We start from the raw sequence: 17,252 nt of genomic DNA on the forward strand, positions 1-17,252 counted from the left end.
GCCCTACTGGTACTTACGTTTCGCCTGAAAAATCGAAGGCCGGGAAGCGCTTGTAAGCACCTCCCGGCCTTTTCATTCAATGGCTCGCGTCGGCAGCGCCTTCGGAAAGCAGCCCGAAGACGAAGGGCGAGAACGATCGCCAGCACTCGACACGGAACTGATCCTCGGCTGTACGGAAGAGGATGATCTCCGCCTTGCCGAAGATCGTGCGCGAGCAGGCGCCGACCGGAAAGATCGCCGGCGACAGATCCTGCGGGCAGCCGCTGTTGATCGCCACATCCGCGCCCGGACCGCTGACGATGACGGCAACGTTGCGGTGCGAGATGTCGACCGCCGAGTGCAGCGTACCGCTTGAGGCAGCGGCCGCCATCAGGTCGGCCTCGCTCTCGTCGATCACCAGCCACTCGTCCGGACCGATCCACAGCGCATGGCGCTGGCCGCTCGAGGCCGAGGTCTTCGGCCGCGTCGGAAGTGTCACGCCGAGCGCTGCCGAGAGTGCCGGCAGCGCATCGGCGCCGGCCCTGAGCGAGATGCGTGTTGCCGCCGGTGTCGGCGTCAGGATCGCCTCGGCCGAACCGCCGCGCGAGGTAAGCGCCGCCCTGCGGCTTGCAATTGCCTGGTCAGCCATGGAGGCGGCCCCCTTCCTTGTCAAAGAACACCATGTCGCTCACTTCGACGGCGATGGTGCGATCGGTCATCGGCACGTAGAGCGTCTGGCCGAGCCGCTCGCGGCCGCCGGCAACCATGGCCAGCGCGATCGAGCGGCCGCAATTTTCCGACCAGTACGACGACGTTACGTGACCGAGCATGGTCATCGGCTTCGGCTGGTTGGGATCGGCAACAATCTGCGCGCCTTCCTCCAGAACCACCTTCGGATCCTTGGTGAGAAGGCCGACCAGTTGCTTGCGCCCGGACTTGACGAGATCCGGCCGCTTCAGGCCGCGAATGCCGACGAAGTCGGGTTTCTTCTTCGAGACCGCCCAGGAGAGGCCGGCATCGTCGGGCGTCAGCGTCCCGTCGGTGTCCTGGCCGACGATGATGTAGCCCTTCTCGGCGCGCAGCACGTGCATGGTTTCCGTGCCATAGGCGCAGGCGCCCATCGGTTCGGCCCGCGCCCAGATCGCTTCCCAGACCGCCTGGCCGTAATCGGCCGGCACGTTGACTTCAAAGCCGAGCTCGCCGGTGAACGACATGCGGAAGAGCCGGGTCGGCACGCCGCAGATCTTGCCCTCGGCAACGCTCATATGCGGGAAGGCCTCGTTGGAAAGGTCGATGCCTTCGACGAGTGGCGCGATGATCTCGCGCGCCTTCGGACCCTGCACGGCGATGACGGCCCATTGCTCGGTCGTCGAGGTCAGCCAGACCTTCAGATGCGGGAACTCGGTCTGCAGATAGTCTTCCATGTGGTTCATGACGCGCGGCGCACCGCCGGTCGTCGTCGTCACGTGGAAGCGGTCCTCCGCCATGCGGCCGACCACGCCGTCGTCATAAACGAAGCCGTCGTCGCGCAGCATGATGCCGTAACGGCAGCGGCCGGGCTTCAGATTGTCCCAGGCGTTGGTGTACATCAGATTGAGGAACTGGGCGGCGTCCGGGCCGACGACCTCGATCTTGCCAAGCGTCGAGGCATCGAAGATACCCGCGACATCGCGCACCGTCTTGCATTCGCGCGCGACCGCCTCGTGCATGCCTTCGCCGGAGCGCGGGTAGAACCAGGCGCGCTTCCAGTTGCCGACATCCTCGAACTCGGCGCCATGCGCCTCCTCCCAGGCATGCATCGGCGTCTTGCGCGCCGGATCGAAGAGGGGCCCACGCGAATGGTTGACGATCGCACCGAAGGTCACCGGCGTGTAGGGCTGGCGGAAGGTGGTGAGACCCACCTGCGGGATGTCCTTGCCGAGCGCTTCCGCGGCAATCGCCAGGCCATGCATGTTGGAAAGCTTGCCCTGGTCGGACGCCATGCCGTTGGTGGTGAAGCGCTTGATGTGCTCGATCGAGTGCATGCCTTCACGCACCGCCAGGCGAATGTCCTTGGCGCAGACGTCGTGCTGGAAGTCGATGAAGGCCTTGACCGTCGTGTCCGGCCCTGCGCCTTCCGCAGCGCCGATCATGCCGCCGGTCCAGCCGAAGCGGTTTTCACCGGAAAGCGTCACCTGCGTTCCGCCTTCCGCACCGGCGGCGCGGGCCGTCAGTTCGCCCGCGGCAAGCGCCTCGTCGATCGTTGCCTGAAGGTCGTCGGTACCATTGCAGGCGCCGATCGAAAGGCAATCCTGCAGGTAGGTGCCGGGCAGGAAGCGCTGCGTCGCCGCATCGAACTTCACCTTGCCGCGCGATTGCGAGAAGAGGTGCACCGACGGCGTCCAGCCGGCCGAGACCAGCAGCGCGTCGACGGCGATCTTGCGCGCCGAGCCGCCGCCATTGCGGGCGACGCTGATCGAGTTCACCCGCAGCTTGCCGCCGGCCTTGATCACGGAGTGCCCGGTCAGCACTTCGATGCCGAGTTTGCGCGCTTCGGCAAGCACTGCCTCACCCGGATTTTCGCGGCAGTCAACGATGGCCGCCACCGAAACGCCGGCGCGCTTCAGGTCGAAGGCGGCTTCGTAAGCCGAGTCATGGGCGGTGTAGACGCCGACCTTCGAGCCGACGGCGACGCCGAAATGGTTGAGATAGGTGCGGCCGGCCGAAGCGAGCATGATGCCCGGACGGTCGTTGTTGGCGAATACCATATGCCGCTCGATCTGGCCGTTGGCGAGGATCACCTTCTTGGCGCGCACCTGCCACAGCCGCTCGCGCGGCAGCGACTTGTCGAGGGCCGCCAGATGATCGGTCACGCGTTCGACGAGGCCGACGAAATTATGGTTGTAGTAGCCGAAGCCCGTCGTGCGGGTAAGCACGGTGACGTTGTCCATCTCGGCCAGCGTCCTCGCGGTCTCCTGCGCCCAGTCCCAACCGTCCTTGCCGTCGATCGTCGTGCCGCTTTCATAACGAAGCGCGCCACCCATTTCCGGCTGCTCGTCGCAGATGATCACCTTGGCACCGGCCTTGGCGGCAGCGAGTGCAGCCGAGAGGCCGGCGACGCCGCCACCGATGACGAGCACGTCGCAATGGGCATAGCGGCTGGCATAATGATCCGGATCGGCTTCCGTCGGTGCGACGCCGAGGCCGGCGGCACGACGAATGAAGGGTTCGTAGATCGCGTGCCAGGCAGCCTTCGGCCACATGAAGGTCTTGTAGTAGAAGCCGGCGGCGAAGAACGGCGACAGCAGATCGTTGAAGCCACCGACGTCGAAGGCGAGCGACGGCCAGCGGTTCTGCGATTCCACCTTCATGCCGTCGAAGACTTCCTGCACCGTGGCGCGCACGTTGGGCTGGCGACGGGCGGCATCACGCGCGACGTCGATCAGCGCATTCGGCTCCTCGGCACCGGCCGAAAGAATGCCGCGCGGACGGTGATACTTGAACGAACGGCCGACCAGATGAATGCCGTTGGCGAGAAGCGCGGAGGCGACGGTATCGCCCTCGAGCGCCGTCAGCGTGCGGCCGTCGAAGGTGAAGCGCGCGGTGCGTGCCGGTGTCAGGCGGCCGACGCCTGGAATGCGATTGGCCCCCATCATTTCGCGGCTCCCTTATCTTGACCGTTCTTGTCCTGCTCGCTCTGAAGAATGGCGGCGATGTCAGGCTTCGGCTCGCCAGCCTTGTAGGTGGTGTAGAAGCGGTCGCTGACCGTGTCGCGGGCGGCGTTGAAGAAACGGCCGCAGCCATGGATATGGCGCCAGCGCTCGAAGATCAGACCCTTCGGGTTCTGACGCAGGAAGAAGTATTCCTCGAATTCCTCGTCGGTGATGTCGGCGATATTGGCCGGGCGGGCGATATGGGCGTCGCCGGCGCCGCGGAATTCGAGCTCGGAGCGCTCTTCCTCGCAATAGGGGCAATAGATCAGAAGCATCTCGAAATCCTCAGTGCGCAACAGCGGCGGCAGCCGCTTCGTCGATGAGCCGGCCGGTGCGGAACCGCTCGAGCGTCAGCCCGGCAGCCAGACGATGCGGCTCGCCCCTTGCGATCAGATGGGCGAAGAGGTTGGCCGAACCCGGCGTCGCCTTGAAGCCGCCCGTACCCCAGCCCGCGTTCAGGAACAGGCCGGGTACCGGCGTGACGCCCTGGATCGGCGAGCGGTCCTGGGTGACGTCGACGATGCCGCCCCACTGACGCATCATCTTGACGCGGCGGAACATCGGAAAGAGCTCGCAGATCGCATCCAGCGTATGGGTGATGATCTGCAGGCCGCCGGTCTGCGAATAGGAATTGTACTGGTCGGTACCGGCGCCGATGACGAACTCGCCCTTGTCGGACTGCGAGATGTAGGCGTGCACCGAGTTCGACATGACGACGCAGGGGAAGATCGGCTTCAGCGGCTCGGAGACGAGCGCCTGCAGCGGCTGGCTCTGCAGCGGCACGCGGACATCCGCCATCTGCATCAGCACCGAGGTATGGCCGGCGGCGGAAATGCCGACCTTCTTGGCGCCGATGTAGCCGCGGTTGGTGTCGACGCCGACGACCCGGCCGGTTTCGTCGCGACGGATGCCGGTCACTTCGCAGTTCTGGATGATATGCACGCCACGGTCGGAGGCCGCACGCGCATAGCCCCAGGCAACCGCATCGTGGCGTGCCGTGCCGCCGCGGCGCTGGAGGGCTGCACCATTGATCGGGTAGCGCGCCGTCTTGGCGATATCAAGCGGCGGGCAATAGGCCTTGGCCTGCTCCGGCGTCAGCCACTCGTTATCGATGCCGTAGAGACGGTTGGCATTGATGTGGCGCTTGAACGACTGCTGGTCGTGGATGTTGTGCGACAGCATCATGACGCCGCGCGGCGAATACATGACGTTGTAGTTCAGATCCTGCGACAGGTTCTCCCAGAGCTTCAGCGAATGCTCGTAGATGTCCATGCTCTCTTCATAGAGATAGTTGGACCGGATGATCGTCGTGTTGCGGCCGGTATTGCCGCCGCCGATCCAACCCTTTTCGAGCACCGCGACATTGGTGATGCCGTGTTCCTTGGCAAGGTAATAGGCAGCGCCGAGGCCGTGGCCGCCGCCGCCGATGATGATCACATCATATTCCTTGCGCGGCTCCGGCGACGCCCAGTGCGGGCCCCACCCCTTGTGGCCGCGCAACGCCTCGCGCGCCACGGCGAAAACTGAATATTTGCGCATCGGCCTCTACTCCATGAACCCCGATCTCATTGGCGTTAGAAATCGCAAATCCGAGACCTGCGCAACGTTTCTTTTGCGACGCAATTGAGTGGACTTGCGCGCAGTTGCGACATGGCCCCGGATCGGTTGCTTTCGGCGCGGAAACGGACGCGACCCCCGCATCCGAGGATTTTTCAGCGCGTCCTCATGTCGTCGCTGGACTTTCGCCCGATGATCTGGTATCCGCTCGTCTAATCGTAAAGCTTCCAGCTTAGCGAATGTCATTCTTTTGCCTCCGGCACCTGACGGAGTCACAAACAACTCGAACCAAAGGAACGGGATTTCACGTGCAGGTACTTGTCCGCGATAACAATGTCGATCAGGCGCTCCGCGCTCTCAAGAAGAAGATGCAGCGCGAAGGCATTTTCCGCGAAATGAAGATGCGCGATTACTATGAAAAGCCGTCCCAGAAGCGCGCCCGCGAAAAGGCTGAAGCCGTTCGCCGCGTCCGCAAGCTGGCACGCAAGCGTGCACAGCGCGAAGGCCTCCTGGCCCGCTGATTTGTCGTTTTTTCGACGCTTTCCGATGTAAGTCGTGGCGGGGGCGAAATATCGCCACCGCCTTTTTTTGGTATGGACATCTTTTCCGACGACAGGTTAGCGTGATCGACGCTGCCGGTGACGGATGGCCGACCGGAGCGTTTGACCGGACGGCTTGCCGAGGCACGATGAAGCCCGGCTGCGGAGCCCGCGGGGAGTTTCAGCGGCTCTGCTGCATAATTCCTTAAATCGGCATCGATTTAAGGACAAAATTATGCAGAAACTCAACGTATTACAGCGACTTCGGCGCGTCCTGGAAAGACACGCGGCGCTGTAAGGAACGGAAAGCCGATGGCTTTCGAGACCTTGTCGATTTGAGGGATCAACCTTTGACACTTGCTGCCATGACTGCGGACGTCTCCGGTTTTACTGTCCATGAGGCGTCTCGCCGCCACCAGCGCAAGCCGAGGCTTGCCGCCATGCTGCTCCTCGGTTCGGCCCTTCTTCTCGCAGGCTGCACGACCGACGGCCCGGACTCGATGACCAACAAGGTCGAGCGCGAACAGGGCTCGCAGGAAAATATCGCCTCGCTTTCGAGCGTGATCGCCTCGAACCCGAGCGACCCGGAAGGCTACAACGTCCGCGGTTCAGCCTACGGCCGTGCCGGCGAATACCGCCGGGCGATCGCCGATTTCGACCAGGCGATCCAGCTCAACCCGCGCTTCTACCAGGCCTATGCCAACCGGGCGCTCGTCCATCGCAACATGGGCAACACTCAGGCAGCACTTGCCGACTACAACATGGCGCTGCAGCTCAACGCCAACTACGACGTCGCCTATATCGGCCGCGGCAATCTCTATCGCCAGGCCGGCCAGCTCGATTCCGCCTTCAATGATTTCAACAAGGCGATCCAGCTCGACACGACCGATCCCCGTGCCTATCACAATCGCGGCCTGATCTATCAGGCACGCAACCAGCACGGCCAGGCGATCGAAGACTTCTCGACCGCGATCTCGCTGTCGCCGAGCTCGCCGGAACCCTACAACGGCCGCGGCATTTCCTATGTCGCCCAGGGCGACGACGACAACGCCTTCTCGGACTTCAACACCGCGATCAACCTCAACGGCAAGGTTGCCGAGTCCTGGGCCAACCAGGCGCTGATCTACGAGCGCAAGGGCGACAAGGTCAAGGCGTCGAAGTCCTACGCGCACGCATTGCAGCTTGACCCGAAATATGAACCGGCGCGCGCCGGCCTTGCGCGCGTCAAGGCCTCCTGAGCCCCCCACTCGTCATGTTTCTCGAAACGCCCGCGACATCTCGCGGGCGTTTTCGTTTGGGCCGCTGCCACCTCGCCTCTCCGCCAAGCGGAACCTTCCCGGCCATCATCCGTTTGCCAGAGGTGTCGCTGCGTGTTTCCTTGGATCGTCTCCGATCCAAGGACAAAACATCCAGCCATTCGTAGTGCTACCGCGACCCCAGCGCGCCGAGGCACGCGCGGCGCAGTAAGAACGGAGACCACGCCATGATCAAACGAACCCTCGTCACTGCGCTGGCACTGGCCGCGCTTGCCACGGGCCCTGCCGCCGCACAGAACTATGTCGCGCTCGGCCGTCTCGTCTGCGGTTCGGAAGGCGGTACCGGCCTGATCGTGACCTCGACCAAGAACCTGATGTGCACCTTCACGCCAACCAATGGCGGACCGAAGGCCGTCTATGCCGGCACGATCCGCAAGATCGGCGTCGACATCGGCAAGACGGGCAAGAGCACGATGGTCTGGGACGTCTTTGCCAAGACCGGAACGCCGATCAGCGAATTCGCGCTTGCCGGCGAATATTACGGGGTCGGCGCCGATGCGAGCCTCGCTGTCGGCGGCGGCGCCAAGGTGATCGGCGGCGGTACCAATAAGGCCTTCATGCTGCAGCCGGTCAATGTCCAAGTCCAGGAGGGCCTGAACGTCGCCATCGGCGTCGACGCCCTGACGCTGGCACCGGCCGGCTAAGTCAATTCCAGATAAGCAAGGGCAATTCTTCTGGAACGCGCAGCAAAACACCTTCCAACGCAAAACGCCCGCCGAAAGGCGGGCGTTTCGTTGTCGGCTTCTGCAAACCGCGTTTAGGCGTGCAATGCCTTGACGATGTCTTCCGTCACCTTCTTGGCGTCGCCGAGCAGCATCATCGTGCCATCCTTGTAGAACAGCGTGTTATCGATGCCGGCATAGCCGGAGCCGAGCGAGCGCTTGACGAAGAGGCAGGTCTTGGCCTTGTCGACGTCGAGGATCGGCATGCCGTAGATCGGCGAGGACTTGTCGTCGCGGGCTGCCGGGTTGGTGACGTCGTTGGCACCGATGACATAGGCGACATCGGCCTGGGCGAACTCGGAGTTGATGTCCTCGAGCTCGAACACTTCGTCATAGGGGACGTTCGCTTCCGCGAGCAGCACGTTCATATGGCCGGGCATGCGCCCCGCGACCGGATGGATCGCGTATTTGACCTCGACGCCGGCCGCCTTCAACTGGTCGCCCATTTCACGCAGCGCATGCTGCGCCTGGGCAACCGCCATGCCGTAGCCCGGCACGATGATCACCTTGGAGGCGTTCGCCATCAGGAAGGCCGCGTCGTCGGCCGAGCCCTGCTTGACCGTGCGCTGGATGCCGTCGTCAGCGGCTGCGGCCCCGTTCTCGCCGCCGAAGCCGCCGAGGATGACGGAGATGAACGAGCGGTTCATGCCCTTGCACATGATGTAGGACAGGATCGCACCGGAGGAGCCGACGAGCGCGCCGGTGATGATCAGCGCCAGGTTGCCGAGCGTGAAGCCGATGCCGGCCGCGGCCCAACCCGAATAGGAGTTGAGCATCGACACGACCACCGGCATGTCGGCGCCGCCGATCGGGATGATGATCAGCACGCCAAGCGCCAGGGAAAGCGCAACGATCAGCCAGAAGACCGTCGTGCTCTGCGTCAGCACCAGCAAGACCACCAGCACGATCAGCCCGGTAGCGAGACCGGCGTTGATGACGTGGCGTCCCGCAAGCATGATCGGCTTGCCGGACATGCGCCCGTCGAGCTTCAGGAAGGCGATGACCGAACCGGTGAAGGTGATCGCACCGATCGCGACGCCGAGCGACATCTCGACCAGCGCCTGCGCATGGATGTCGCCGACGGTGCCGATACCGAAGCTCTCCGGCGCGTACATGGCGGCAGCAGCCACCATGACGGCGGCGAGACCGACCAGCGAGTGGAAGGCCGCGACGAGCTGCGGCATCGAGGTCATGGCGATGCGACGCGCAATCACCGCGCCGACGCCGCCGCCGATGGCAAGGCCGAGCACGATCAGCGTCAGGCCGCCGAAGCTCGGCTTGGCGAGCAGCAGCGTCGTGACGATCGCAATGCCCATGCCGATCATGCCGTAGGTATTGCCCTTGCGGCTGGTGGTCGGGTGCGAGAGGCCGCGCAGCGCCATGATGAACAGGACGCCGGAGACGAGGTAGAGGAAGGCTGCGAAGTTAGCGTTCATCGGGCCCGCCTCACTTGTCTTTTTTCTTGTACATGGCCAGCATGCGCTGGGTGACGAGGAAGCCGCCGAAGATGTTGACGGCGGCAAGCACCAGCGCCACGAAGCCGAAGCCCGTCGCAAGCCCCGACGCCGAGATGCCGACGGCAAGCAGAGCACCAACGACGATGACCGAGGAAATCGCGTTGGTGACCGCCATCAGCGGCGTGTGCAGCGCCGGCGTCACCGACCACACCACGTAGTAGCCGACGAAGATCGCCAGGACGAAGATCGCCAAGCGAAAGACGAAGGGATCGATCGCGCCGCCGGTGGCACCATGGGCGATGGCGCCGGCCGTTTCGGGCACGTATTCCGCAGCGGTGCGGACCGCTTCCACTGCCCGGTCGAGATCGGCGAGCGCCTTGTCGAGAAGTTCATTCGCCATCACTTGTCCCCCTTGCTGGCGCCGAAGTTCGGATGCACGACCTCACCGCCATGGGTGAGCGCCGTCGCCTTGACGAGCTCGTCCTCCATGTTGAGCGCGAGCGCCTTGGTTTCCTTGGAGACCATGGTCTCCAGGAAGGTGACGAGGTTCTTGGCGTAGAGACCGGACGCGGAAGCCGCGATGCGGCCCGGCACGTTGAGATGGCCGATGACCTTGACGTCCTCGACCTGCGCGACCTTGCCGGGCTCGGCGCCCTCGACGTTGCCGCCGCGCTCGACCGCAAGGTCGACCGCGATCGAGCCGGGCTTCATGCTCTTCAGCATCTCACGGGTGACGAGCCGCGGCGCCGGGCGCCCCGGGATCAGTGCCGTGGTGATGACGATGTCCTGCTTGGCGATATGCTCGGCAACGAGTGCGGCCTGCTTGGCCTGATACTCCTTGGACATCTCCTTGGCGTAGCCGCCAGCCGTTTCGGCCGCCTTGAACTCCTCGTCCTCGACGGCGATGAACTTGGCGCCGAGCGAAGCGACCTGTTCCTTGGCGGCCGGACGCACGTCCGTCGCCGAAACCACGGCGCCGAGACGGCGGGCCGTCGCGATCGCCTGCAGGCCGGCAACGCCCGCCCCCATGACGAAGACCTTGGCGGCAGGAACGGTGCCGGCCGCGGTCATCATCATCGGCAGCGCCCGGTCATATTCGCAAGCGGCGTCGATCACCGCCTGGTAACCGGCGAGGTTCGCCTGGCTCGAGAGCACGTCCATCGACTGCGCCCGAGTGATGCGCGGCATCAACTCCATCGCGAAAGCAGTCAAGCCTGCCTTGGCCATCTCGGCGATCGCCGCCTCGTTGCCATAGGGATCCATGATGGCCAGCACGATGGCGCCCGACTTGTAGCCGCCGATTTCGGCAGTCGTCGGCCGGCGCACCTTCAACACCACGTCGGCCGTCTTGGCGTCGGCAATCGCCCCGATCCGGGCCCCGACCTTTTCGAACTCAGTGTCCGGAATGCGCGACAGCAATCCGGCGCCCGCCTCGACGACGACGTCGAACCCCAGGCTTTTCAGTTTCTTCACTGTGTCCGGCGATGCGGCAACGCGACCCTCGTTCGGGTCCGTTTCCTTGGCGACAAAGACAATCTCGCTCACAAATCCCCCTCCTTGGCCGCAATCGAGCCAAGGCCGGAATGCGGGCATTCTCTCCGACTGCAAAGCGTGCGGCCAATCGAGCCTGCACGCCCCCATATGCGAGGCACTGGGGTGCCAAGCACATATTTTCTGGAAACAGACACCCGAGTGTTCGAACCGCAGGCGGTCCGACCGCCGATCGACGCCCGAGTCTCGCCCGGCATCGCGGGTCTGCTTTCCACTCCCCCCTCACGCAGTGAGGATACACGTCCCGTTGCAGCGAATGCCCGGGACATGGAGATCTCCAAGCTTTGCAGCGCCGCGCATCCTATTGGGTGCGCAAGGTCGCTGCAGCATTTTGAAGTGCCGTGCAGCGTCGACGCCTCCAGTCGACGGCATGCAACTTCGTCCGGGCTCGCGCCCGGTCGCCGAGGAAGCGTCGAGCCCCTCGGCAATCAGTCCGATGACGCGGATTAACGCAGGAAGAAGAAACCTGCGACGTTGAGCAGAATGAAGAGCACGAGCGAGGAGAAGAAGCCCATCGTCGTGAAGAATGCGGCAGCCATCGCAATCAGCAGCGCCACGCAAAACAGCGTGCCGTACTTCGATGCGCTCAGGAACATGCGGTAGGTTTTCTCGTGCTCCGAATAGTCCATCGGGGCTCCCACATCGACCGGTCCAGAATGATGCTCAGCCATCGTCCAAATTCTCCCTGAATGCCACGGCGCGACCCTTGGTCATCGCCGCTCCTAATCGAAGCATGGCTCCCGCGAAAAGTCGCGAAAACCCTTATAGCTGCCCTTACACAATGCTTGGGCCGGGCGCAACGAAAACCCGTCCTTTAGCAGTATCTGATGGGGCGATATGTCGCGGCCAGCAGCAAGGGCGACGCACACGGGCGCGCCCCACCTTCCGATGTCGATATCGAAGACTGTCAGCGGAAGACGGAAGTTCGGTAGGAGCGACCATAGCCGGTTTGCGCCATGCGCGCGGTCGGCAGGATCGTCAGCGGCGCGAACGGCACCTCGCTGCGATCGGCAAACATCATGCGGCGTTCGAAAGGCTCCGAATCGAAGATCGGGTACCGGTCGAGGATCGAAGGCCGCTGCCCCCTCACCTGCGCCACGAGCAGGGCGCCGTCGGCATTGTAGACCCCCAGATTCTCGCGCTTGGCGACCACGGTCTCCGAGGCGAAAATGCGCTTGTAGAAGGCGGTATGGCGCGGCCGGCAGGCCGTCAGGCAACGGTCGGCGGAAAAGTATTCGCAGGCCATGGCGACCGGGCGGAGCGTCAGGTAGGGAAGCGCCCGCATCTCGTCGCCGATGACGTCGGGATCGACGGCCAATCGGCCCGGATCGACAAGGACCATGCCGGCATCGAGGAAGGCGTCGATCTCCGAGCCGAAGATCAGGCCCGATGTGCTGGCCCGATGCGCCGGCGTTACGTGATGTACGCGCACTGTGCTGACGAGGCTCTCGTCGAGATAGATGCCGAAGACATAGGCGTGGCTGTCGAAGTCGAGATCGTCGATCAGCGTCGAGCCCGTCAACTCCATCAGATTGACGGACTTGTAGGCCTTGTAGCGCAACCGCGCGATGTCCTCCATGTCCTCGCCGGTTTCGACCCGCCGGTATTCGACACGATCGAGCAATTGCATCAGCTTTTCCGAAAAACGCCCAGGCTCCGCCTGGTGAACCGTCTCACCCATATTCCAAACCTCATGGTTAACAAATCGTTAACCTATTGACGGAAGATGGGGCGGCAACCGCAAAACGGAACAGTTCACCGTTAACTTTTTGTTAACCCTAAAAATTCGTAAATTAAATTGATCAACTTGGAGCGATGCGCGCCAAAATGGGAATGTATTTATCTTTTCTAATCAACGACTTGCTGCAGAATTAGCAGCGTCAAAACAGGACGGAATCTGGGGGCGCAGCGTCAGGCGATGCGCTTGCTGCTGGGTTTCGTGCCTCGTTTTGGCACACCGTTCTTGCAAAGCGTCGCAATGGCAGAGGCCGGCATGGGGGCAGCGAAGACAAAGCCCTGTATCAAATCGGCACAATTGTGCTCGGTGATGAGCTGTAGCTGATCGGCCGTCTCGACGCCTTCGACAACAATGCGCAGGCCGAGGGCACGGGCAAGATCTGCCGTCCCGCGCAGGAGCTTGAAGCGGCGCGAATCCTCACGGATGTTGCGCACGAAGGAGCGGTCGATCTTGATGATGTCGACCGGGAGAACATCGAGATAGCTGAGGCTCGAATAACCGGTGCCGAAATCGTCGATGGCAATGGTGATGCCGAGGCCACGCAGCTCGCGCAGGATAGCCTGCACCTTGAGGGGCTCGTCCATCAGGCAGCTTTCAGTCACTTCCAGATGCAGCCGCGAAGCATCGAGGCCGGTTGCCTGAAGGGCATCCGTGACCATCGTGACGATCTCGCTGCTGCGAAGGTCGAGAACCGAGAGGTTGACGGAGACGGACACATCGTTCGGCCAGTCCATGCAATCCCGGCAGCCCTGATCGAGCACGAAACGCGTGATCTCCGTGACCAGCCCCAATTCCTCGGCGAGCTGGATGAAGACGTTCGGCGGCACCGGCCCGCGCTCCGGATGCGTCCAGCGGGCCAGCGCTTCGCAGCACTCGACCCGACCGCCGCCCGGCGCGAACATCGGCTGGTAGGAGAGTGTCAGGCTGCGCGCATTGATCGCCTCGCGCAGGTCGGCCTTGAGCTTCTGGCGGTCGACATAGCGGGCGTCCATCTCGGCTTCGAACGCGGTGCAGCCGCCCCGGTTGCGCAGCTTGGTTTCCGAAAGCGCGAGATCCGCCTTGATCTGCAGGTCTTCGAGCTTCAAATCCACGCTCGATGCGATGACGAAGCCCGCGCTCACGGTCATGTTGAAGGTGAAGCCGCCGGCAACGTAAGTGCCGCGCAGATCCGTGTGAAGCCCACGTATCCGTTCTTCCAGATCGGCCACGCCGGCCTTGTTCGGAAAGAACACGACGAACTCGTCGCCCATCAGCCGCGCCGCAATCGCATCGTCGCCGGCGAGCGCCCTGAGCCGGCCGGCGATCGCCTGCAGCAGCTTGTCGCCGATGATGTGGCCGCGCATGTCGTTGACATGCTTGAACTCGGTGACGTCGAGGACCATCAGGCCGACGAGTCGGTCCTCCATCTCGTCGCCGCTGGTTGCGGCCACGACCAGTTCCGCGAAATAGTCGCGGCTCGGCAGTTCCGTCAGCTTGTCGAAACGCACCATGTGCAGAATCTGCTTGTCCGCCTGCACGCGCGCCGTCACGTCCTCGAAAATCAGCACGATATCGCCATTGTCGCGGCGGCTGGCCGAAAACTCGAGATGCAGTTCCTCGCTGACCGGGATCAATACCTGCGGGCGCTTGCCCTTGACCAGAAGGTCGAGCTGGCGCGAGATCGCCTTGGTCTTTTCGGCATCGAGCCGCATGCGCCGCGCGCCGCGGCGGATTACGTCGTCAAGCAGCCAGTCCTTGAGTTCGGTCCTGTCGCCAAGCGCCAGCAATTCGCTCGCACGCTCGTTGGCCACCACCACGCGGCCGTCGCCGTCCAGCATGAACAGACCATGCGTCATATTGTTGAGCGCGGCGTCGAACTGGCCGGCAATGGTCGCAATCTCGCGCGCCGCCAACACGTTTTCATAGAGGAAGGCGCGCACATTGTTGGCCATCATCCAGGTGGAAAGGATGAACGGCAGGATCAGCAAGGCGAGCGCCAGCATGAACACGTCCTGCAACGTGATCAGGCCGATCACGATCGGCAGGCACGCGGACGACGACAGGAGAAGCACGGCCCGCTCCGAGCCGTAATTGCGCCCAACGAGCGAGATCATCGAGGCCAGCGTCACCGAAATGGTGGCAAGCTCGGAAAAGGAATCCCGGCTGACGGCAATGGCGTAACCGCAGGCGATGCCGCAGGTGAGCGTGACGCTGACCCCGCCGACGATGTAGCGGTTCTCCCATTTGCGCACCATCGCCCGGTCGGCATTGGAGAAATCCTGCCGGTCGAACCGCGCCATATCGAGATTGCGCAGCGCCCAGAGCACGAAGATCACGCCGGAACAGGCAAGATAAAAGGGATCGCTGGTCTTGAGATAGACGAGCAGAAACGTCACGACATGCGACAACATGCCGATCAGCAACGTCTTGCGATGTTCGTAGAGCGAGCTCACGGATGACAGATACACGTCAGTCGGAAGAGCGCTCTGTCCAGGTCGCATCATGAACCAAGCTCCGGTTTACCGGATTGTTAAGGGTGATGACTTAACGAATGATTTCGCCTAACGCCCCGAAAAAAGTATCGAATCCCAGAAAAATCGCCGGTCCGCGCCGGTAAGACCCAAGAGTTCAACTCAACAGTGCGAAGCGCGCTGAACAATAGTCGGTTTCTGCAACCAAACATAGTATCCGCGCAATAAAAGGGCTCGGCTGCAACTTTGGCAATTCTACGATAATGACGGACGATCCCAAACTTGCGTGCGGAATGGTTACTCGAACTTAAAGAATTACCTGCGATTTCCTGCCCTTTTCAGAGGGTGTTTCCCTGGCGATCAGCCCTGGATCGGCGCAGCGATCCAGCTCGTCACCTTCCCAGTTGACTTTCATCCACATCTGACGGCAAGGCTTTTCTCGAGCCTGTTACGGAGCCTGACGATGTCGAAACCTGTCGTTGCCATCCCCTGCGATTTCCGCGAATTCGACGGCAATGTCTGGCATGTCGTTGCCCATCAATATGTGCGCGCCGCCGTCGAAGGCGCCGGCGTCATGCCCTTCCTCGTTCCGGCGCTCGAAACCGGGAACGACATCGACGAAATCCTCGACCGCGTCGACGGCGTGCTTGCAAGCGGAGCCCGTTCGAACGTTCATCCATCGCTCTATGGCCGGGAGGCCAAGAACACCGATGGTCCCTTCGATCCCGGCCGCGACGCGACCAGCCTGCCGCTGATCCGCCGGGCGCTGGAGCGCGGCGTGCCGCTGCTCGCTATCTGTCGCGGCATTCAGGAACTGAACGTCGCGCTCGGCGGCACGCTGGCAACCGAAATCCAAGACCAGCCGGGGATCTGGGATCACCGCAAGCCCGACGTGAAGGAACTCGACGTTGCCTATGGCATCCGCCAGGACGTCATCGTCAAGGAAGGAAGCTGCCTCGCTCCGGTGCTTGGCGCCGGCCGCATCCGCGTCAACTCGTTGCACCGGCAGGCGATCGGTGCCGCGGCTCCGCGCCTGGCAGTCGAGGCGGTCGCTGACGACGGTACGATTGAAGCGGTTTCGGTGATCGGCGCCAAGGCCTTTGCCGTCGGCGTGCAATGGCATCCGGAATATTGGGTGCGCACCGACGCCCCCTCGGCCAGCCTGTTCAAGGCCTTCGGCGACGCCGTGCGGGCCTACGCCGCTGGTCGCCTGGCCGCCTGACGCTTCTGTTTCCCTATCGCCGCCTGAGGCAACGATGCGGGTGTCACACCGCGCGTCGCGTGAACGGCGTTTCCGGCACCGGCGTCAATGCCTTTCCGGTCGCAAACCAGGCTTCGATATTGTCGACGACGAGATCGGCCATGGCGTTGCGTGTGAACACCGAGGCCGAGGCCACATGCGGCAGGAGCGAAACGTTCGGCAGCGCCATCAGCGCGTCCGGCACGTGTGGCTCGTTCTCGAAGACGTCGAGTCCGGCACCGGCAATCACCCCGCCCTGAAGCGCCGCGATCAGCGCCGGTTCGTCGACCGTCGAGCCTCGGCCGACATTGACCAGCACGCCATTGCTGCCCAGCGCGGCAAGCACCTCGGCATTCACCGTCCGCCGCGTCGCCTCGGTGCCGGGCACGATGACAATGAGCGTATCGACGGCCGTCGCGAGGCCGACGAGCGTCGAATGGTAGGCATAGGGCAGGCCTTCGCGCGGGCTGCGCGTGTGGTAGGCAATCGACACATCGAAGGCTTCGAGCCGCCTGGCGATCGAAAGACCGATGCGTCCGAGGCCATAAAGACCGACGCTTCGGCCGCGCAGGGACAGCGGCGACAGAGGAAACGCGCCCTCGCGGCTCCAGCGTCCCTGGCGCAACCATTGTTCTGCCTGAGGCAATTGCCGGAGCGTGTTCAGCAGCAGGCCAATCGCAGTATCGGCCACCTCCTCGGTCAGAACATCCGGTGTATTGCTGACGGCAATGCCCTTGGCGGCGGCATGTGCGACGTCGACGCCGTCATAGCCGACGCCGAAATTGGCGATGATCTCGAGCTGCGGCAGAGCGTCCATCAGGGCTCCCGGCAGCCGGCCGGTGACGGCAACCGCCTTCACGTCCTGCATATCCGGCGTCACCAATGCCGGATCGGCGCTCTCGATCCTGACGACTTCGAACTGCCCGGCCAATCGATCGATCACCCGTTGATGCATCTTTCCGGGCACGAGAACGCGCGTGCGGCTCTTGGACATGGGCAACTCCTGTCGGG

Annotated in this window: 15 protein-coding genes; 4 read left to right on the forward strand and 11 right to left on the reverse strand. The window is 63.2% G+C overall.

Annotated features, from left to right (window positions below; translation table 11 throughout):
* Positions 1-76: 76 nt before the first annotated feature.
* The 4 genes from soxG to AC1Z3V_RS14860 are packed head-to-tail and all read right to left on the reverse strand — an operon-like array spanning position 77 to position 5,210.
* On the reverse strand, positions 77-628 hold the full coding sequence (gene soxG, locus AC1Z3V_RS14845; RefSeq protein WP_483500029.1) for a sarcosine oxidase subunit gamma family protein: 552 nt from the start codon (positions 626-628) through the stop codon (positions 77-79).
* Positions 621-3,614: a sarcosine oxidase subunit alpha gene (locus AC1Z3V_RS14850; protein ID WP_483500031.1), complete on the reverse strand. Its 2,994-nt coding sequence runs from the start codon at positions 3,612-3,614 to the stop codon at positions 621-623. Before AC1Z3V_RS14850 ends, soxG begins: the two co-directional genes overlap by 8 nt.
* On the reverse strand, positions 3,611-3,946 hold the full coding sequence (locus AC1Z3V_RS14855; RefSeq protein ID WP_483500033.1) for a sarcosine oxidase subunit delta: 336 nt from the start codon (positions 3,944-3,946) through the stop codon (positions 3,611-3,613). Before AC1Z3V_RS14855 ends, AC1Z3V_RS14850 begins: the two co-directional genes overlap by 4 nt.
* Before the next feature lie 10 nt (positions 3,947-3,956).
* On the reverse strand, positions 3,957-5,210 hold the full coding sequence (locus tag AC1Z3V_RS14860) for a sarcosine oxidase subunit beta family protein (protein WP_483500034.1): 1,254 nt from the start codon (positions 5,208-5,210) through the stop codon (positions 3,957-3,959).
* 326 nt (positions 5,211-5,536) lie between these two features.
* Between AC1Z3V_RS14860 and rpsU the strand changes: the two genes are divergently transcribed.
* The 3 genes from rpsU to AC1Z3V_RS14875 all read left to right on the forward strand — a co-directional run bounded on the left by rpsU (position 5,537) and on the right by AC1Z3V_RS14875 (position 7,727).
* On the forward strand, positions 5,537-5,749 hold the full coding sequence (gene rpsU, locus AC1Z3V_RS14865) for a 30S ribosomal protein S21 (RefSeq protein ID WP_034786884.1): 213 nt from the start codon (positions 5,537-5,539) through the stop codon (positions 5,747-5,749).
* A 368-nt stretch (positions 5,750-6,117) separates the two neighbouring features.
* The gene (locus tag AC1Z3V_RS14870; RefSeq protein WP_173520340.1) at positions 6,118-7,005 is read left to right on the forward strand and encodes a tetratricopeptide repeat protein; all 888 of its coding nucleotides are present in this window, start codon (positions 6,118-6,120) and stop codon (positions 7,003-7,005) included.
* A 245-nt stretch (positions 7,006-7,250) separates the two neighbouring features.
* Positions 7,251-7,727, forward strand: coding sequence for a DUF992 domain-containing protein (locus AC1Z3V_RS14875; protein ID WP_429813174.1), 477 nt, complete (start codon positions 7,251-7,253; stop codon positions 7,725-7,727).
* A gap of 113 nt (positions 7,728-7,840) precedes the next feature.
* Here the strand turns inward: AC1Z3V_RS14875 and AC1Z3V_RS14880 are convergent, their stop codons facing one another.
* The 6 genes from AC1Z3V_RS14880 to AC1Z3V_RS14905 form a co-directional block, all read right to left on the reverse strand.
* Positions 7,841-9,241 (reverse strand): NAD(P)(+) transhydrogenase (Re/Si-specific) subunit beta, encoded by a 1,401-nt coding sequence (locus AC1Z3V_RS14880; protein WP_483500036.1) that lies wholly within the window; start codon positions 9,239-9,241, stop codon positions 7,841-7,843.
* A 10-nt stretch (positions 9,242-9,251) separates the two neighbouring features.
* Positions 9,252-9,662 carry an NAD(P) transhydrogenase subunit alpha part 2 gene (locus AC1Z3V_RS14885; protein WP_429813169.1) on the reverse strand — a complete coding sequence of 137 codons (411 nt, stop codon included), beginning with the start codon at positions 9,660-9,662 and terminating at the stop codon, positions 9,252-9,254.
* Positions 9,662-10,807: a Re/Si-specific NAD(P)(+) transhydrogenase subunit alpha gene (locus AC1Z3V_RS14890; protein WP_429813166.1), complete on the reverse strand. Its 1,146-nt coding sequence runs from the start codon at positions 10,805-10,807 to the stop codon at positions 9,662-9,664. The genes AC1Z3V_RS14885 and AC1Z3V_RS14890 overlap by 1 nt, the downstream gene beginning before the upstream one ends.
* A 452-nt stretch (positions 10,808-11,259) precedes the next feature.
* A complete protein-coding gene (locus AC1Z3V_RS14895) occupies positions 11,260-11,484 on the reverse strand; it encodes an aa3-type cytochrome c oxidase subunit IV (protein ID WP_429813163.1) in 225 nt (74 codons plus the stop codon).
* A gap of 236 nt (positions 11,485-11,720) precedes the next feature.
* Entirely contained in the window at positions 11,721-12,494 is a 774-nt protein-coding gene (locus AC1Z3V_RS14900; protein ID WP_429813160.1) for an N-acyl amino acid synthase FeeM domain-containing protein, read from the reverse strand.
* 230 nt (positions 12,495-12,724) lie between these two features.
* On the reverse strand, positions 12,725-15,034 hold the full coding sequence (locus tag AC1Z3V_RS14905) for a putative bifunctional diguanylate cyclase/phosphodiesterase (RefSeq protein ID WP_483500039.1): 2,310 nt from the start codon (positions 15,032-15,034) through the stop codon (positions 12,725-12,727).
* A gap of 430 nt (positions 15,035-15,464) precedes the next feature.
* Here AC1Z3V_RS14905 and AC1Z3V_RS14910 point away from each other — a divergent pair, with 430 nt between their 5' ends.
* Entirely contained in the window at positions 15,465-16,223 is a 759-nt protein-coding gene (locus tag AC1Z3V_RS14910) for a gamma-glutamyl-gamma-aminobutyrate hydrolase family protein (protein WP_483500041.1), read from the forward strand.
* Between the two features lie 43 nt (positions 16,224-16,266).
* Here AC1Z3V_RS14910 and AC1Z3V_RS14915 read toward each other — a convergent pair whose 3' ends face one another.
* Complete coding sequence (locus AC1Z3V_RS14915; protein WP_483500043.1) at positions 16,267-17,235, reverse strand: 2-hydroxyacid dehydrogenase; 969 nt, start codon at positions 17,233-17,235, stop codon at positions 16,267-16,269.
* Between the last annotated feature and the right edge of the window lie 17 nt (positions 17,236-17,252).

Source organism: Ensifer sp. 38_S197 (genome assembly GCF_056924495.1).